This is a genomic window from Oscillatoria sp. HE19RPO (assembly GCF_024220515.1).
In the GTDB taxonomy this organism is placed as follows: Bacteria; Cyanobacteriota; Cyanobacteriia; order Cyanobacteriales; family Laspinemataceae; genus Laspinema.
Genome location: NZ_JAMXOT010000014.1, coordinates 1 through 17,803, shown reverse-complemented (window position 1 = coordinate 17,803; position 17,803 = coordinate 1). Strand labels below are relative to the sequence as shown.

The 17,803-nt window shown below is 47.9% G+C and carries 12 protein-coding genes; 9 read left to right on the top strand and 3 right to left on the bottom strand.

Annotated elements, in window-relative coordinates; genetic code table 11:
* Positions 1-238: 238 nt before the first annotated feature.
* The 3 genes from NG833_RS01805 to NG833_RS01795 form a co-directional block, all read right to left on the bottom strand.
* Entirely contained in the window at positions 239-751 is a 513-nt protein-coding gene (locus NG833_RS01805; protein WP_254563624.1) for a DUF948 domain-containing protein, read from the bottom strand.
* Positions 752-819: 68 nt separating this feature from the next.
* Positions 820-1,161: a YtxH domain-containing protein gene (locus tag NG833_RS01800; RefSeq protein WP_254563623.1), complete on the bottom strand. Its 342-nt coding sequence runs from the start codon at positions 1,159-1,161 to the stop codon at positions 820-822.
* 112 nt (positions 1,162-1,273) lie between these two features.
* A complete protein-coding gene (locus NG833_RS01795) occupies positions 1,274-1,612 on the bottom strand; it encodes a hypothetical protein (RefSeq protein WP_254563622.1) in 339 nt (112 codons plus the stop codon).
* Between the two features lie 132 nt (positions 1,613-1,744).
* Between NG833_RS01795 and ggt the strand changes: the two genes are divergently transcribed.
* From ggt to NG833_RS01750, 9 genes are all read left to right on the top strand, one after another.
* The gene (gene ggt, locus NG833_RS01790; protein ID WP_254563621.1) at positions 1,745-3,313 is read left to right on the top strand and encodes a gamma-glutamyltransferase; all 1,569 of its coding nucleotides are present in this window, start codon (positions 1,745-1,747) and stop codon (positions 3,311-3,313) included.
* 216 nt (positions 3,314-3,529) lie between these two features.
* The gene (locus NG833_RS01785; protein ID WP_254563620.1) at positions 3,530-3,700 is read left to right on the top strand and encodes a hypothetical protein; all 171 of its coding nucleotides are present in this window, start codon (positions 3,530-3,532) and stop codon (positions 3,698-3,700) included.
* Positions 3,701-3,709: 9 nt separating this feature from the next.
* Positions 3,710-5,449 carry a bifunctional diguanylate cyclase/phosphodiesterase gene (locus NG833_RS01780; RefSeq protein WP_254563619.1) on the top strand — a complete coding sequence of 580 codons (1,740 nt, stop codon included), beginning with the start codon at positions 3,710-3,712 and terminating at the stop codon, positions 5,447-5,449.
* A gap of 96 nt (positions 5,450-5,545) precedes the next feature.
* Entirely contained in the window at positions 5,546-6,271 is a 726-nt protein-coding gene (locus NG833_RS01775) for a response regulator transcription factor (protein WP_254563618.1), read from the top strand.
* 172 nt (positions 6,272-6,443) lie between these two features.
* Positions 6,444-8,276, top strand: coding sequence for an EAL domain-containing protein (locus NG833_RS01770; protein WP_254563617.1), 1,833 nt, complete (start codon positions 6,444-6,446; stop codon positions 8,274-8,276).
* A 711-nt stretch (positions 8,277-8,987) separates the two neighbouring features.
* Complete coding sequence (locus tag NG833_RS01765; protein ID WP_254563616.1) at positions 8,988-10,106, top strand: response regulator; 1,119 nt, start codon at positions 8,988-8,990, stop codon at positions 10,104-10,106.
* Positions 10,107-10,464: 358 nt separating this feature from the next.
* Entirely contained in the window at positions 10,465-14,796 is a 4,332-nt protein-coding gene (locus NG833_RS01760) for a PAS domain S-box protein (protein WP_254563615.1), read from the top strand.
* Positions 14,793-16,406, top strand: coding sequence for an ATP-binding protein (locus NG833_RS01755; RefSeq protein ID WP_254563614.1), 1,614 nt, complete (start codon positions 14,793-14,795; stop codon positions 16,404-16,406). Before NG833_RS01760 ends, NG833_RS01755 begins: the two co-directional genes overlap by 4 nt.
* 134 nt (positions 16,407-16,540) lie before the next feature.
* Positions 16,541-17,440 (top strand): carbohydrate ABC transporter permease, encoded by a 900-nt coding sequence (locus NG833_RS01750; protein ID WP_254563613.1) that lies wholly within the window; start codon positions 16,541-16,543, stop codon positions 17,438-17,440.
* Positions 17,441-17,803: the final 363 nt, after the last annotated feature.

Here is a 17,803-nt window from a genome sequence, read left to right as displayed (position 1 = left end):
CCGGGTATGAAAAGTCGTTTTTATGGAGTAGCCCGCGCAGGCGGGCTTTGTCCTGGTAGCCCCACCCTTGAGGGTGCGGGTTTTTATAGACCTTTGACAACCGGATTCCGTATTAAGCGTAAACAACCTACTTTTGTAAGGGGGAGATAGTGGGGCCGATCGCCATGACACAGAAACCGGCAGGGGTGACAAACCCTCGCCGGTTCTGGGTTTTTTAATCCCTTGTGATTGTTAATTTTTAATCTGAGTAGTCTTCGGTGGGTTCGTCTCTATCTTCGGACAGGGAATAGGGTTGGGGGGTGGCTCGCTCGTTGAATTCTAAGGGTTTGCGCTGGGAGGGGGGTAAGCGATCGACGGAACGGCGATGGGAACTGCTGGGTCGTTCGGACGTGCGGGTAAAGGTTTTCCAGGCGGTTTTCATGCCAGTAAACACGCTGCGGGTGGTAATTTGGACTTTTTTGGCTTGCTGTTTGGCGCTGCCGAGACTGCGATCGACTTCTTTTACCATGTTGCTGGCACTTTGAACCCCTTCGGTGACATCATCGGTGAGGTCACTGATTTCCATGCCGGTGAGGCGAATCGCTTCCAGGGTGGGGGGAAATTCCCGAGAGAGGGTATCGGCTAATTTCTCCACGCTGCGCGCGGCGCGGGCGATCGCCTGCAATGCCGGAAGTGCCGCCAGTAGCACGAGGATCAGGCTGACAGCAACGAGTAAAAACGAAAGTCCAAGCCAAAACAAAGGGTCTGTCACAAGTCGGGTTCTACCAGGAAGGATTCAGGGGGGGCTAGAATCGGGAATGGGGCTGGTTTGGGCCAACATTACGGCTGACGATCGCCCGCCTCGGAAGACACCTCGACTTCTGGTTTAGTCAGGATTTCCCGCTCTTGTTGGGTGGCTTCAACCCCTGCGGCGATCGCATCTCGGAGGCGATCGAGGGTTTCATCCCAATTTTTTAACGCAGATGCAGAGAGGCGATCGGCTTGGATCTGCACACTGCTGGAAACATCTTCTGCAATTTCTGGCAGCGCTTGGGCCGATTTTTTCAAGATGCGCCGAGTCTGGCGGGAGGTTTGGGGGGCCACCAGCAAGCCGCTGAGGGTCCCGATCGCTGCTCCGAGGAGCATTCCGCCCATAAAAATTACTGAACGATTCTTGCCCATTTTAGTTAGTTTCTAACCTTATTGACATTCTAGGTGGCTTTTGCCGGAATAGTCAGCCCTTGTCTCAACTTACGGGTCTGTTTGCTGTTATTTCTATCGAGGGGGGGGAGGTTTATAATCTTTTGGATAGCTTTTGCTTTCGGGGTCGCCGCTTGAGGATGGACCGACGCAACCAGGCGGCTTGTCCTAAACTCAGCAGTTGCACGATCTGTCGCAAGCGCAAGAGTTGTAACTCGACTTGCTGATATCGGGTTCGCAGGTTGCGAGTCCCGAGTTCTCCTTTGGCTAAAGCCGCTGGTGTGCCATGGAGGACATCGTAGGTGACGCGATCGGCATTCAGGATCGATTGGGTAACGCGGTTCATCGTCTGTTTGAGTTTCCTCAGTCTCCAGGCAACGAAGAAAAAGACGAGAGATAAGATTACGTTGATGATGATGACGGCGATTAGCATCTTTTTCGGTCTCCCAGCCTTCTTTGAGTTGAGTTGAAGAGCATCTGACTAACTTCCTGAGTTTATCAAGATTTTTGCTATGATTGCTAGGGTCTAACCTCTCATCATTGCGATCGCAATTTAACCTTTTTAATGAGCCAATTTACCCCTGGAATGATTGCCGCCGGTCACCCCTGTACCGCCGAAGCCGGAATTGAAATGTTGCGATTGGGTGGCAACGCTTTTGATGGGGCGGTTGCGGCTATGTTAACATCTTTCGTGGCTGAACCTGGGCTGACTTCGGCAGCCGGTGGGGGGTTTCTCCTCGCCCATACCGGCGATCGCAATCTCCTGTTTGATTTTTTTGTCCAAACTCCTCGTTCTAAACGCCCTACTCAGGAATTAGATTTCTATCCCGTTCCTGTTGATTTTGGCGGCGCGGTGCAGGAATTTCATATTGGCTTGGCTTCAATGGGAGTACCGGGTAATCTAGCCGGGGTCTTAGCGGTTCATCAAAAGTTAGGTCGTTTACCCTTTAAGGTGGTAGTTGAACCGGCTATTCATTATGCCAACGAGGGTGTGGTTCTCAATTCTTTTCAATCCTATTTATTAAAAATTCTCAATCCCATTTTAACCGCATCCCCGGCAGGAAAACAGATTTATGATCCCCAGGGAAACGGATTGGAAGCGGGGGATACAATTTACCTGAAAGATTTGGCGGCGACTTTAGGGTATTTAGCCGAAGCGGGAATTGAGGAGTTTTATCAAGGGGCGATCGCTGAACAACTCGTGAAAGATTGCCAAGAGCATGGCGGTTACTTAACTCGGGAAGATTTAAGTCAGTATCAGGTAATCGAACGAGAACCATTAGTCACTCAATATCGGGATGAAACATTTCTGACGAATCCTCCCCCGAGTTCTGGGGGAGTGCTGATTGCCTTTGCTTTAAAGTTATTAGAATCCGTGGATTTCCAAGGGTTGCGCTTTGGGAGTCGTCGCCATTTACAGCACTTAGCTGATGTCATGCGCTTAACTAATTTGGCGCGCAGCAAGGGCTATGATGAAAATCTCTATATCCCTGATTTTGCCCAGGAGTTTTTATCCTCGGACCATTGCGCTGAGTATCTCAGTGCTTTTCAGTTGGATTGTAATCGATTGGGGAGTACGACGCATATTAGTATTATGGATCGCGAAGGGAATGCCGCCAGCGTGACGACTTCCAATGGAGAAGGGTCGGGTTACATCATTCCGGGAACGGGAATTATGGTGAATAATATGCTGGGAGAAGCGGATTTAAACCCCAATGGATTTCATCAATGGCCAGAAAATAGACGGCTTTCTTCGATGATGGCCCCGACGATGGTTCTGAAAGAAAATCGTCCAGAAATTGTGTTGGGTTCGGGGGGGTCTAATCGGATTAGAACGGCTATTTTACAAGTGATTTGTAATGTGATTGATTTTAAGATAGATCTGGTAAAGGCGATCGAATCTCCTCGGGTTCATTGGGAAAATGGGGTGTTTCATCTGGAAGCGGGGTGGGAAACAGAGGAAGCAGAATATTTGTCCAATCAGATGCCGAAGCAGACCCAAAAGGTCATCAAATGGGCGGAAAAAAATATGTTTTTTGGCGGGGTGAATGGGGTTAGAATGAGGGGGGATGGGGAGATAGAGGCAGCCGGTGACCCCCGTCGCAATGGGGCGATCGCCCAGGGTCAAGAGTGAGGAGACTGACGACAGACCCAATTTACAACAGAAGGGGATATAGCAACAATGGGGAGCTATAAATTTGGACAAGGTTAACGCATAGGATTGATGAAACTGGATAACATGGATTGGGTTTAAAGGCTATTCGGCAGATAAAGCCCGCCCCAAAATCAGAAAGCCTTATCCCCCCCGGAGGTATTGGGAATCCCGGAGGCGATCGCAACGAATATCGTCATGGCACTGGAATCGAACCGGAAAAAGAGGGAGAATAATACTGAAAACCTCAAAGAAGAAAGCAAACCGGGGGAAAACTCCTACCGCAGGAGGCTTGACGGTAGAGGGTTAAAACCTGAAGCAGTTCAGCCGGTGAGGAAAGCGATATCAATACCGCTTGGAGGTCGTTAAGCAATAACTATGACGAAGATTCTAGTGATTGAAGATGAGGAATCAGTTCGCTGCAATATTATTGAACTGCTAGAAGCGGAAAATTTTGATGTGATCGCCGCAGAAAATGGCCAACTGGGGGTGCTCCGGGCAAAAAATGAGGTTCCCGACCTGATTTTATGTGACGTCATGATGCCACAATTGGACGGGTATGGCGTGCTCTCGGAGTTAAGGGAAGATCCGAGTAGCGGGACGATCCCGTTTATTTTTCTAACGGCGAAATCCAGCCGACAGGATTGGCGACAGGGAATGGAGTTAGGGGCGGATGATTATTTAACGAAGCCGTTTACGCGGGAAGAGTTGCTGATGGCGATCGCCACGAGGCTGAAAAAATCGAGAACCATCCAACAGCGGTATGGGAAAGAATTAGAGCGTTTACAACAGCAGTGCGATCGCTTGCTGAACTTTGATGAAACCACTGGGTTGCCGAACCTGCGGCAATTGCGATCGCATCTGCATCAACTGATTAGCAATCATCCCCCAGAGAGGGAAACCAGCGAGTTGGTGGTTGTGGTGAGTCTGGAAATAGACCGATGGAAACGGATTGAAGAAAATTTAGGCTCCCTTAAAGCCCAGCAGCTACTCAACGCGATCGGACAACGATTGAGGGAAGCCAGCGATTCGAGGGATCTACTCGCACATATTACTAAGAATACCTTTGTCCTGATTCCTCGGGGTCTGGATAGCGTGGAAAGCGTGGTGGTGAAAACTCAATCGTTGCGTCATGGGTTATCGCGGCCCTTTCTGGTGGATGGTCAAGAAATTGCGATCGCCACCAGCATCGGGATCTCTTTTTATCCCAAAGATGGTGCCGATTCTGATGCTTTAATCGAAAACGCCAAAACTGCCAAGGATCATGCCAAACGCAACGGTGGAAATCAATATCAGTTTTATCTCCCTACAGCCCGAGTGGCCGCTCCCAGACGCCTAGAACTCGAAACCAGCCTGTATTATGCCCTAGAACGATCCGAATTCCAGGTGTACTATCAACCCCAGGTGGACCTGATCGGCGGTCAGATTATCGGGGCCGAGGCCCTAGTTCGCTGGCAACATCCGGAATGGGGTTTAGTGTCTCCTGGGGATTTTATTCCCTTAGCCGAAGAAACTGGCTGGATCGTGCCGATAGGGGAATGGGTCCTCCTGACTGCCTGCCGACAGGCAAAAGCCTGGGCTAATTTAGGATTCCCCTTGCTCAAAATTGGGGTCAACCTCTCGATTCGGCAATTGAATCAAATTGAACTGATAGAGCGCTTAGTGACCATTCTCCAGCAAACGGAGATGGATCCACAATGGTTAGAATTAGAACTAACCGAAAGCATGGTGGTCCAAAATGTTGAAGAGACAATCCGGCGCTTACAGGAGATTAGATCTTTAGGGATTCAAATTTCTATTGATGATTTTGGCACGGGATATTCTTCCTTGGGATATTTGAACAAACTGCCCTTGGATACATTAAAAATTGACCGCTGCTTCATTGATGGGATTGACCAAAATCCTAAAAATGCGGCCCTAACTCAGGCTATCATTCAAATGGCCAATTCTCTCAAGCTCAAGACCCTGGCTGAAGGGGTTGAAACACTTGCTGAATTGACGTTTTTGTGTCAATCTAACTGTAATGCAATGCAAGGTTATTTTTTCAGTAAACCCTTAAAAGCTGATGACTTTCAACAGTTACTTGTTAGCAAAAAGCAATTGCCAATCCCAGGGTGATTCACTCAACAAAGAAAGACTTAAGTTTACGGTCACGAATAAAACCGACCGAGTTAAATTATATTTAAAGCCAGATAAGCAACTGGAGCATAACCGATGAAAACAATTTTGGTGATTGAAGATGAACAAGCCGTCTTGACGAATATCTTGGAAATCCTTGAAGGAGGGGGATTTAAGGTTATTGGTGCTGATAATGGACTCGCAGGCATCGCCCAAGCTCAGAAATATCTCCCCGACTTGATCCTGTGCGATGTGATGATGCCTGGACTCGATGGACATGGGGTGTTAAGTCAATTGAGAGAGTCACCGTTGACGGCAACGATTCCGTTTATTTTTCTGACTGCCAAAGCCGATCATGCAGATTTGCGCCAAGGCATGAATCTAGGAGCAGATGATTATATCACAAAACCGTTCCGACGCAAAGATTTGTTAGAAGCGATTAATACCAGGCTAAATAAACAAGCGGCGGTGATGCAGCAGTATGCAACGGAGCGGCAAAGAGCGGAAGGATTGCAGGCTAAAATGTATGAGCTAGAAGAACTGAGTCAGACCAAAGATGGCCTGTTGAAGAAATTAGTCGAAGATCTACGAAATCCGCTTTCTAAGATTAATTTAGCGATTCATATGCTGAAGAATACGCCCCAGGGAACCTCTACAGAACGGTATCTGGAGATTTTACAGGAAGAATTCGAGCGAGAAATTCACTTGATTAATCAAGTCTCGGAGTTGCAAGATTTGTTAACAGCAGATAATTTTACGCTGTTACGGAAGTTCAACCTATTGGGAGGCAATTTGGAAAACCCACCGAATAAACGCTACTAAATTCGATGCAGAGGGAGCCATCAGGACTAAATTATCCCCAAGAGTGAATGAAGGGCCAAAATCTGGGAAAATCTAATCACCAGAATGCTCGGTATTGTCCCAGCTCTAACCACCGGATAGCAAACTAAGACTCTCCGAAAATACAGGATGTTAAAGCTCTACTGAATGGGTTATGAAAAAAATTTTAGTGATTGAGGACGAAGAGTTAGTCCGTAACAACATTCTCGAAATTCTGGATACGGTGGATTTCAGGGTGATTGGAGCGTGCAATGGGGGCATCGGCGTCCAATTGGCAGAGGAACATCTTCCCGACCTGATTTTGTGCGATGTGATGATGCCGGAATTGGATGGCTATGGGGTACTGGAGGCCCTGCGGAATAATCCGGTGACGGCAACGATTCCGTTTATTTTTTTAACGGCAAAAGGGGATAAAACGGATATCCGCCAAGGGATGAATTTGGGCGCGGATGACTATTTGACGAAACCGTTTCGGCGCAAAGAGTTGTTGGGGGCGATCGAGGCGAGGCTGATCAAACATGATGCCTTATATCAGGGTTACGCTCGGGAACAGAACCGCGCAGTCGCCCCAGTGCCGACGGTGCAGCCGGAGCGCCCTGAGTCGATTTATTACGATCGCTTAACCAATTTGCCGAATCAATTGTTAGTCCGCGAGCAGTTTGAACCCTTGCGCGATCGCACCCATGAAAAAGGTGGCTGGATCTCGATTTTATCCATTGGGTTAGACCGATTTAAGCGGATTAATCAGAACCTCGGCCATGACTTTGGCGATCGCCTGCTTAAGGAAGTTGCCCAGAGATTGAGCCAGTCTGTCCACCCGGGGGATATTCTAGCGCGACTGCATACGGACCAATTTGCGATCGTCCTGGCATCCGGTGCTGACAACGGCGATCGCCCGACTCGGTGGGACCCTCGGGACTATTCCTCGCTCTCCACCGGCAAACCGATGCCCGAGGCGATCGCTCAACCCATCCTGGACCGCCTCACCCAACCCTTCTGCTTACAGAACCGGGAAATCTTTATCACCGCCAGCATTGGCCTTAGCTTTTATCCCCAGGACGGGGAAGATGTGGACCAATTGATGAAAAATGCTGGGGTGGCGATGTCTTATGCCAAACAACTGGGCGGTAATCAATATCAATCTTATACCCCCACCTTGCAAAGCGAATCCCTCGATGACCTCACCCTGGAAACCAGCCTGCGCTATGCCGTAGAAAGACAAGAATTGCAACTGTATTATCAGCCCATTGTTGGACTCGAACAAGGGAAAATAGTGGGAGCGGAAGCCTTAGTTCGGTGGCATCATCCTCAACAAGGAATGATTCCTCCGGTTAAATTTATCCCCTTGGCAGAGCAAACCGGCTTAATTGCTTCCATCGGGGAATGGGTACTCCAAACTGCCTGCAACCAAACTAAATCCTGGCAAGCGGAAGGCTTGCCGCCGGTGCGAGTGGCGGTTAACCTGTCCTTTCGCCAGTTTAATCAAGTCGATCTCAGCGAGCGGTTAGTTCGGATTTTAGATGAAAGTGGACTGGATCCGAGTTATTTAGAATTAGAACTAACCGAAAGTATCTTAGTTCAAAATGTTGAACTGACTATTGCTAAATTGAATGAATTAAAATCCATGGGAGTTCAAATTTCTTTAGATGACTTTGGGACGGGCTATTCGTCTTTAAGTTATTTGCAACAATTCCCGTTTGATTTATTGAAAATAGACCGATGCTTTGTTCAGGATATCAATACGAATACTACTAATGCGGCCCTAACGAATGCAATTATTCAAATGGCTCATTCTTTAAATTTAAAAGTGATTGCTGAAGGAGTAGAAACCCGAGAAGAATTGGCAGTTTTGTATGAAAACAAATGCGATAATATTCAGGGTTATTTATTTAGTCGCCCTGTGGAAGCGGAGGACTTTAAACGAATGCTCCAAGAAGGCAAGCAATTGGATCTGCAACCTCAAAGTGTACGCCATCTCACGGAGTAAAGAGGCCAGATTGAGCGGGCGATCGCCCAACAGTGGGGATGATTTCCCCGTTCTCATCGGATTCTGTGGGTCCCGTATTCGCAAAATGGGACGGGTATCCGGTGTCACCCCTAGAGAGAAAGTGGCACAGCAACCCGAGATTTTTTCACCACATCTGGGTTCTCTTCCCCAGATTATACCGGCATCCTAGTCAGTCCCAGCGCCGGGAAAGACCGACTTGCAATCGGGCCATTTGATTGCACCCTGGGATTGCCCAAAACCCTCGGATTGGCAACAGACAGCAACGGTAACGAGATAGACTGTTCCACTGGGCGATCGCCTGCCGAATCGGTTAGGCTAGATCTTCTCCACTGAGGGCCAGAACCCCGGTTTCTTTTCCTCTAGGCCGTTGGTATCCGCTTAAACAACGAGGACGGTTACGGGGTAACAACTCGATGGGTTACGGATTAGCCGAAATCTTGTCAACAAACCCGGTGGTCTTCCCTCAACGGTACTGACCTCTTAGATATAATACTGAAGCGACATCCTAAGATTCCGGTACAGGATTTGATAAAAAGGAGAAAAGACTAAGTTTCTGCATCAGATTTGTTGCCCAGGCCGCAGCCTCTTTTTAAGCAACCCGGTGTTCTTCCCTCCACTGTAACGAGTTCCTAGGAAAATTGTCAACTCTGCGGACTTAAGAAGCCATTAACCTAATTGTTGGTAAAGCCCATGAAAAAAATTTTAGTGATTGAAGACGAAACCGGGGTTCGCGAAAATCTCATCGATTTATTGGACGCCGAAGATTTTGAGGCGATCGCCGCTGAAAATGGTCGGCAAGGAATTGAATTGGCCAAAGAACAATTGCCTGATTTGATTTTATGCGATGTCATGATGCCTGAACTGGATGGATACGGCGTCCTCACCGAATTGCGCCAGGACCCAGCAACGGCCATGATTCCCTTTATCTTTCTCACCGCCAAAGCGGCAAAAGGGGATACCCGCAGAGGCATGGAACTCGGTGCCGACGATTATTTAACAAAACCCTTCAACCGACAGGAAATTTTGGCCGCCATTTCCACCCGTCTGGAAAAACAGAACCTCACTCAAAAAAATACCGAACAAAAACTTCAAGCGTTAACCAACAGTATTGCCCAGGCCCTACCTCACGAATTGCGGACGCCAATGAATGGCATTCTCGGCTATTCAGAACTGTTATTGCAGGATATAGATAGCTTCGATAAAGCCGAGATTCAGGAAATGTTAGAAGGAATCCAAATTTCCGCCAAGCGATTGTATCGGCTGGTTCAAAATTATTTACTCTATGCTGAACTAGAAATTGCCATTCATCAACCTCAGCGGATGAATTATCTACGGGACCAGGCGATCGGTGGGACCCTCAGTATGATTTCCAAGAGTGTTGGAGAAAAAGGCAAACAGACGGGTCGAGAAGCGGATATTCAGATTGATATCGAAAACGCCTTCGTCAAAATTTCCGAAACCCACCTTTATAAAATTGTGGAAGAACTGGTGGATAATGCTTGCAAGTATTCTGAACCGGGGACGCAGATCGCAGTGAAGGGAGAGGTGAGCGGGACTGCATCCTATACTCTATCCGTAACCGACCTCGGTCGAGGCATGACTCGGGAGCAAATTGCCAATCACGGGGCCTATATTCAGTTCGATCGCAAACTTTATGAACAACAAGGGTCGGGATTGGGAATTGCGATCGCCAAACGACTTGCCGAATTATATGGGGGAAAATTAACCATTGAGAGTATCCCGAATCAAGCAACGACAGTTTATGTGGTTCTGCCGATTGACCTAAGGTTCTCAAGTGAAGAAGGATGAACAAGAGGTTGTTACACTTCTGACTCTAAAATACTCGATCTGTAGAGGAGGCAGTTCGTGAACGGCCTCGTCTACAGATCGGATTTAACTCCCCTTCTCAACGGAGTGGGAGTATCTTGCCCGATCGGAGTATCTTGCTTCCTACTCCAGCAAGGGAGTGTGGGATCTCCGTTTCGGCTTGAGGATGCTGGTACAGGTTTAGATCCACCGGACTGTTACCGGGTTTGTTGAGAAAATTTCTGCTCTTGAGCACCTTTCTCTGGGTAAAAAACTGGGTCAGCGTCTTACCTGATTTAATGAGAAGACCCCTGAGCGAGACAACCTGTCCTGAAGCGTGAGGACTTCATAACCCGTTGGTGTGCTAGAACAAACCTGTTTGCAAAATTTCCTGAAGATGAGCGATCGCCAAAACTTCCGATTGAATCAACGGATCGAATGCCACCCTTTAAAAGTTGCACCCAATCTCCCCTTGAAAAGCGCGATCGCCCTGATGAACCGAGCGCGATCGAGCTATGTTTTAGTGGTAGACTCGAACCTCCCCCATCAGGGAGAAATAGGCTATGGTCTCTTTACCCAGAGGGATTTAGTCACCTTGGCTGCGGCTGGACTCGGGGAAGAATCCCGCCCCATTTCCGAAGTGCTGACCCAATCTATCCCCTCACTCCAAGTGACGGATCCAATCGATCCGTTTTCCCTCTTTTCCTATATGGAAACGCATCAAATTCGGTATTTATCACTCCAGGATAGTCACGGAAAATTACTCGGGGTTGTCACCCATGAGAGTCTGCATCAAGGGTTACAACCCCGGGAGTTTAGGGAACACCGACTCGCCTGGGAAGGCATGAGTCGGGCGATCGCCACCGCTTCCCCAACCGCCTCAATTTTAGAGGTGATTGAACAGATGGCAACCTCCGATAGTCGGTGTGTGGTGATCTGTCAAAGGGGGGAACAAAGGGGGGAAGAGACATCCGCTCATCAATTGACCCAAGAGGAAGGATTGAATCCCTCCTATCCCATTGGCATCATCACTCCACGGGATATTGTCCAATATTATGCCTTGGGATTAGACCTAGAGAATACCCCCGCATCCCAGGTGATGAGTCAACCCTTGTTATTGGGAAACCCCCAGGATTCCCTCGAACAGATTTATCATCAAATGCAGGATGCTTGGGTCCGACATTGGGTGATTGTTACAGCAACCCGGGAATTGGTGGGAATCGTGACTCCCACTGAGATTCTCCAGGGATGGAGTGGGAGTCCCCAGGCGAATGCCAATCAGGGGGTGCAAGGGAACCAGACACAGAGAACCAACGGACCCTCGAACCCAACTTCGGGACCACTGGGGGATTCGGAAGTGGGAATCAGCCAACCGGGGAGATACCTGGAGCAACAGAGACAGAAAGCGGGATTTCAAGAGGCGATCGCCTTTTCTACTGTCGCCTTACAACAAGCATTGGAACAGCAGCAAGCGGAGATTTTTCATCGCCAACTGGCCCAAAAATTACTGCAATTTAGTGAGGAACGATTCCGTCAGCTTGCAGAAAACATTGAGCAAGTATTTTGGCTGGTTTCGAGTGACTTGAAACAGTTGATTTATATGAGTCCAGCCTTTGAAACAGTGTGGGGGATTTCCCGAGAGCAATTAGAGAGAAAGGAACCCGGGGAATCGCGGAATTATTTGAGGGTTTTGCAAGAGAGTTTGTATTGGGAAGCGGGGCAACCGACTTGGGAGAATTGGCCCCAGCAGGTGCTGGATTCAGGGGAACTAGAAAATCGGATTGTGCAGCCTGATGGCACCCTGCGGTGGGTGCATTCGCGAGGGTTTCCGGTTTATAACGAGCAAGGAGAGGTGTACCGGATTGCGGGGATTACCACCGATATTACCCGTCGCAAAGCGGCAGAAGCAGCCAGACGAGAGAGTGAAGATCGGTATCGTCAGTTAGTGGAAACTACGACGGATTGGGTCTGGGAGATTGATGCCGGGGGGATATACACCTATAGTAGTCCCAGAATTGCAGAGATTTTAGGGTATGAACCTTCCGAGGCGATCGGGAAACGGTTGGATGCCTGGATCTTGCCGGAATGGTCACAGAAAGAGCGGCGCTGGGTTGAGCAACTGGGGACTCAACCGACACCGTTTAGCTGCAAAGAACGGGTGAATTTGCACAAACAGGGCCGAGTGGTGGTGTTAGAAAGCAGTGGTGTTCCAATTTTTGATGAGATGGGGAAATTAGAGGGGTATCGGGGAATCGATCGGGATATTACGGCGAGAAAGGAAGCGGAAGCGGCGCTACAGCAGATTAATCAAGAGTTGGAACAGCGGGTGCAAGTCCAAACTGCTGAACTGCGAGAGTTAATTGGACAATTGCAAGGGGAGATTGCCCGTCGTCAGGAGGTCGAGTCGGCCTTGCGACAGAGTGAGGAGCGTTTGGAGAGCATTTTGGGGTCCCTGAATGATGTGGTCTGGTCCGCTTCAGCGCAGACAAGGGAATTGTTGTATTTGAATCCGGCTTTTGAGAGAATTTATGGGCGATCGCGCCAGGAGTTTTTTGAAAATCCGGAGTTGTGGCGCTTGGTGGTCCATCCGGAGGATAGCGATCGCGTTGGGGAGTTTTTCGAGGCGTTACTGGTGCAGGGGTCACAAGATGTCGAGTATCGGATTATCAGACCCGATGGGGAGGTTCGGTGGTTGGAGGACCGCGCTCATTTACTTTATGATGCCACTCGCCAAGGGTTTCGCATGGATGGGGTGGCGCGGGATATTACAGAACGCAAACAGGCGGAAGAGGCGATCGCCCGGTCGGAAAGCCGGTTTCATGCCATTTTTAACCAAACGTTCCAATTTATGGCCTTGTTGAGTCCCGAAGGGGTGATTCTGGAGATGAACCAGAGGGCATTGGAAGTCTGGGGATTGGCGGGGATGAATCCAATCGGGCGAGAATTTTGGGACTGTCCCTGTTGGCAGCCAACGGAGCCCGAGGAAGTGGGAGAAAGTCTTGGGGAATCTGGGGGGGAATGCCTGTGTCAGGGGGTTCCAGGGGCCAATCGTTTTCGCGCGGCGATCGCCCAGGCAGCAAAGGGAGAGTTCTGGCGCGATGAGGTGGAAATTTTTGGACCCCAGAACCAACGGGTGATTATTGATGTGTCGATTAAGCCGGTGCGAGATGAGGGCGATCGGGTGATTCAGTTGATTGCTGAAGGTCGGGACATCAGCGATCGTAAGCGCCTAGAAACCGAAATTTTTGAGCGCGAACAACTGCTCAATTCATTTTTTAAAGCCAGTTCTAGCGTTTCTCTCGGACTCGGAATTGTCAATGATCAAATGCAGTTTATCCAAGTCAACGAAGCCCTCGCTGAACTTCATGGTTTATCCCCCCAGGAACATATTGGGAAAACCGTGAATGAAATTATGCCCGATGTCACGAAGCAAGTTCAATCTTTAGTAGAAGAATTATTGCGGTCCGGGACCCCAATCCTCAACTTGGAACTCTCCAGTGAAAAGCCCTGTCAACCGGGAATTCTTCATCATTGGCTCACTTGCTATTTTCCCGTTCCCCTAAAAAATGGTCGGGCGCGAGGGGTGGGGTTTATTGTCCTCGATATCACCCAGCGCAAACAAGCGGAACAAGCTCTGCGTCAGATTCAAGAACGGCTAGAATATCTGCTATGTACGAATCCCACGATTATTTATAGTTGTAAGCCCTCTGGAGACTATGCCTTGACCTTCATCAGTCAAAATATCCTACGCCAGTTCGGTTATGAGGCGCAGCAATTATTAAATAATCCCAATTTGTGGTTTGAATGTATCCATCCCGACGATGCGGAACGGCTTTTTGCCCATATCTTTCGTCTGCAAGAACGCACTCAGGAGATTTATGAATATCGAGTCAGACACCAAAACTCAACCTACCGTTGGGTGCGCGATGAACGGCGTCTGGTTTGCGATGCCGAGGGCAATCCTTTGGAGATTGTCGGTTCGATGTATGATATTACCGAGCAAAAAAAAGCCCTCGGACAACTTAAAGCGTCTTTGCAAGAGAAAGAGGTCCTCCTCAAGGAAATTCACCATCGGGTGAAAAATAACTTGCAAGTCATTTCGAGTCTGCTTAATCTGCAATCCCGAAGCATTCAGGATGCAGCAACCCGGACCCTCTTTCAAGATAGTCAAAACCGCATTCAATCCATCGCTTTTATCCATGAAAAACTGTATCAGTCTCGGGACCTCGCCCAGGTGGATTTTTCTCAATATATTCAAACTTTATGCATCCATTTGTTTCGGTCTTATGGGGCGAGTCTTCAGCGGATTAGCCTGAATCTTCAAATTGATGATATCTTTCTGAGTGTGGATACGGCAATACCTTGCGGTTTGATTGTGAATGAACTGGTGTGTAATGCCCTCAAACATGGATTTCCACCCAATAGGACTGGGGCGATCGAGATTACGCTCGATCGCACCTTCCAAGAGGCGGATGAACACAGCCAGAGAGAGTTTATGATGAGGGTTCGGGACAATGGAGTTGGCTTTCCCACTGAGGTAGACTTTCGCAAAACCCGCTCTTTGGGGATGCAGTTGATTAATACTTTAGTCAAACAACTTAAAGGAAGCATTGAGTTGGACAACAGTAGCGGGACTGCCTTTCAGATTGTCTTTTCGGCCAAACATCATCAACTGCCTTCAGGAGAGATATGAGTAACGAAAAAATTTTGGTCGTAGAAGATGAAGGGATTGTTGCCTTAGATATCCAAACGATTTTAGAAGATTTGGGCTATCAGGTGCCGGTGGCGGTTGCTTCCGGTGAGGAGGCGATTGAAGCTGCGGCTCAAATGCAGCCGGATTTGGTGTTGATGGATATTCATTTGGAGGGCAGTATTGATGGGGTAACCGCTGCCGAACAAATTCGCGATCGCTTTAATATTCCGGTGGTCTATCTGACGGCTTATAGTGATGAGGATACCCTGCAACGGGCCAAGCTCACCACCCCTTTTGGATATTTAATTAAGCCTCTGGAAGCCCGGAGTTTAAAGTCTACGATTGATATGGCAATTTATCGTCATCAAATCGAACAGGAACTCAAACAAAGCAAAGAGTGGTTTGCTACGACGTTGCGTTCGATTGGAGATGCGGTGATTGCTACGGATGAAATCGGACGGATTCGGTTTATTAATCCCGTGGCTGAAACATTAACCGGGTGGAAACAAGCGGAAGCTTTGGGCAAGGAGATTGGCCAAGTGTTTCGGATTACCCATGAAATGTCAGCGGCGATCGCCCAACGGTTGGGAACTGCGGAAATCCCCACGGAGAACTTGGTTGAAACCCCCAATGAACGAGTTTTAATTGCTAAGAATGGGAGCAAAATTCCCATTGATGATACAGTGGCTCCTATTGGTGGAGAAAATGATAAAATCATTGGAGCGGTCTATGTGTTTAGAGATATTACTTCTAAAAAAGCGACCGAAGTTTTACAGAAAGAGAGAATTCGTTTAGAAACAGAAGTTAAAGAACGGGCATTAGCCGAAGCTGAAATCCGGCGATTATTAGAAATAGAAACAGAATTAAGTGAGTTTAAAAGTCGATTAATTACCACAATTTCTCATGAGTTTAGGACGCCTATGAGCGTGATTTTATCATCGGCTGAATTGCTGCAAGTTTATAGTGATACCTGGCCGGAAGAACGGAAAGAGACGCATTATCAACGGATTAAAACGGCGATTGAATATATGACGGGAATGATAGAAGATGTTACTCTAGTTGGGCAAGCTGAAAGCGGACATCTGGAGTTTCAACCGCATCCGATTGAGTTAGTGGATTTTTGCACAAGGGCGGTGGAACAGATGAAAGTAAGTACAGGCGATCGGCATCAAATTCGGTTAATCCCCCACACCGAGAAAATTTCCGCCTTTATGGACTCCCAACTGCTGCGACAAATCCTCAATAATTTATTCTCCAACGCCATCAAATACTCCCCCCAAGGCGGCGAAATCACCCTAGAACTCACCATAGAATCCGAACCCGTCACCACTAATCTGCATCACCCCGCCAGTCTTGTGGTCTTTCGGATTAAAGACCCAGGAATTGGAATTCCCCAACAAGACTTGCAACAACTTTTTGAATCTTTTCAAAGAGCTACCAATGTAGGTACAATTAGAGGAACGGGGTTAGGATTGGCGATCGTTAAAAAATGTGTAGAATTACATGGAGGTCAGATCCAAATCGAAAGTGAAATCGACAAAGGCAGCACCTTTATCGTCAAAATTCCTCTCCAAACCCCATCATATGATGTTATTTTAGATGAACTATAAAATCAGACTTTCTACAACCAGATTTGAGATTAAACTCGTTCCCAGGCTCTGCCTGGGAATGTCAAAAACGAGGCTCTGTCTCCTCTATAAAAACAAACTTCATCCTTCAATTCTCTCATCTCATTACAGCTTAAATGCTAAACAAACAACTCTCTCAAATCCTCAAGCCCAACTTTTCCTTTACCCCTTATTTCTTCCTATTTCCAGCCCTTTTCATCCTAGGATTAACCGTATTTTGGCCGGCCTTGCAAGCCTTTTATCTCAGCTTCACCCGCTATGGATATGATATAACCCAAGCCCCCAACTGGGTCGGACTTGCCAACCTACAACGCCTCTGGACCGACCCCATTTTTTGGCAAACCCTCCGCAACACCCTACTTTACCTCGCTTGCGTCGTTCCCATCCTCGTCATTGCACCCCTAGGAATTGCCATCCTAGTCAACAGCAAACTCCCCGGAATGAACTGGTTTAGAACCGCCTACTACACCCCGGTAGTTATTTCCATCGTCGTTGCCGGAATCGCCTGGAAATGGCTCTATGCAGAGAACGGATTATTGAATCAAATCCTCCAAACCCTAGGATTAGTCCAACCCGGTTCCGGCATTCCCTGGCTAACCAGTCCCGAACTTGCCCTCTTTAGCGTCATGGCAGTAACCATCTGGAAAGGATTGGGATATTACATGATGATTTACCTAGCTGGACTGCAATCTATCTCCCCAGAATTATACGAAGCCGCCGCCTTAGATGGGTCCGATGGAGTTAAAAAACACTGGGATATTACCGTCCCCTTAATGACTCCTTATCTCCTCTTAGTTGCCGTTATTTCTTCAATTTCCGCCACCAAAGTCTTTGAAGAAGTCTTCATCATGACCCAAGGCGGACCCAGAAATAGTTCTAAAACAATCGTCTATTATTTATATGAAAAAGCATTTGCCGAGTTAGAAATTGGCTATGCCTGTAGTATTGGCTTAGTCCTGTTTTTAATTATTTTTTTCCTCTCTATTTTACGATTCATCGTCCCCAATCAAAATTAAAACACGAACAAAATCCCAAGTTCGTAGTAACGACTTCAGTCGTTATCCCAACTCTATGGGGTAAAACAGCAATCCCTGTAATCACATTATTATGGATATCCTTAAAGGATCATCACTCAGCATTAGATTCTGAAACAAGGTGAATCAGAGTTTACTACCCGAATTTTCTACTGAAGAACCATCGCGAATGGAATATTCAAGAGAACGGGGGTTGTCCAAACGCTTAGGGTATTCCAACAAATAAATCATCCTTGCTTTGATGCGATCGCACCTAACAAGGCTCTTTTAGCCCGCGCAGGCACCGCTTTGTCCGTGTAGCCCCACCCTTCAGGGTGCGGGTTTTTTGAAGGTTTTATTTTTTGG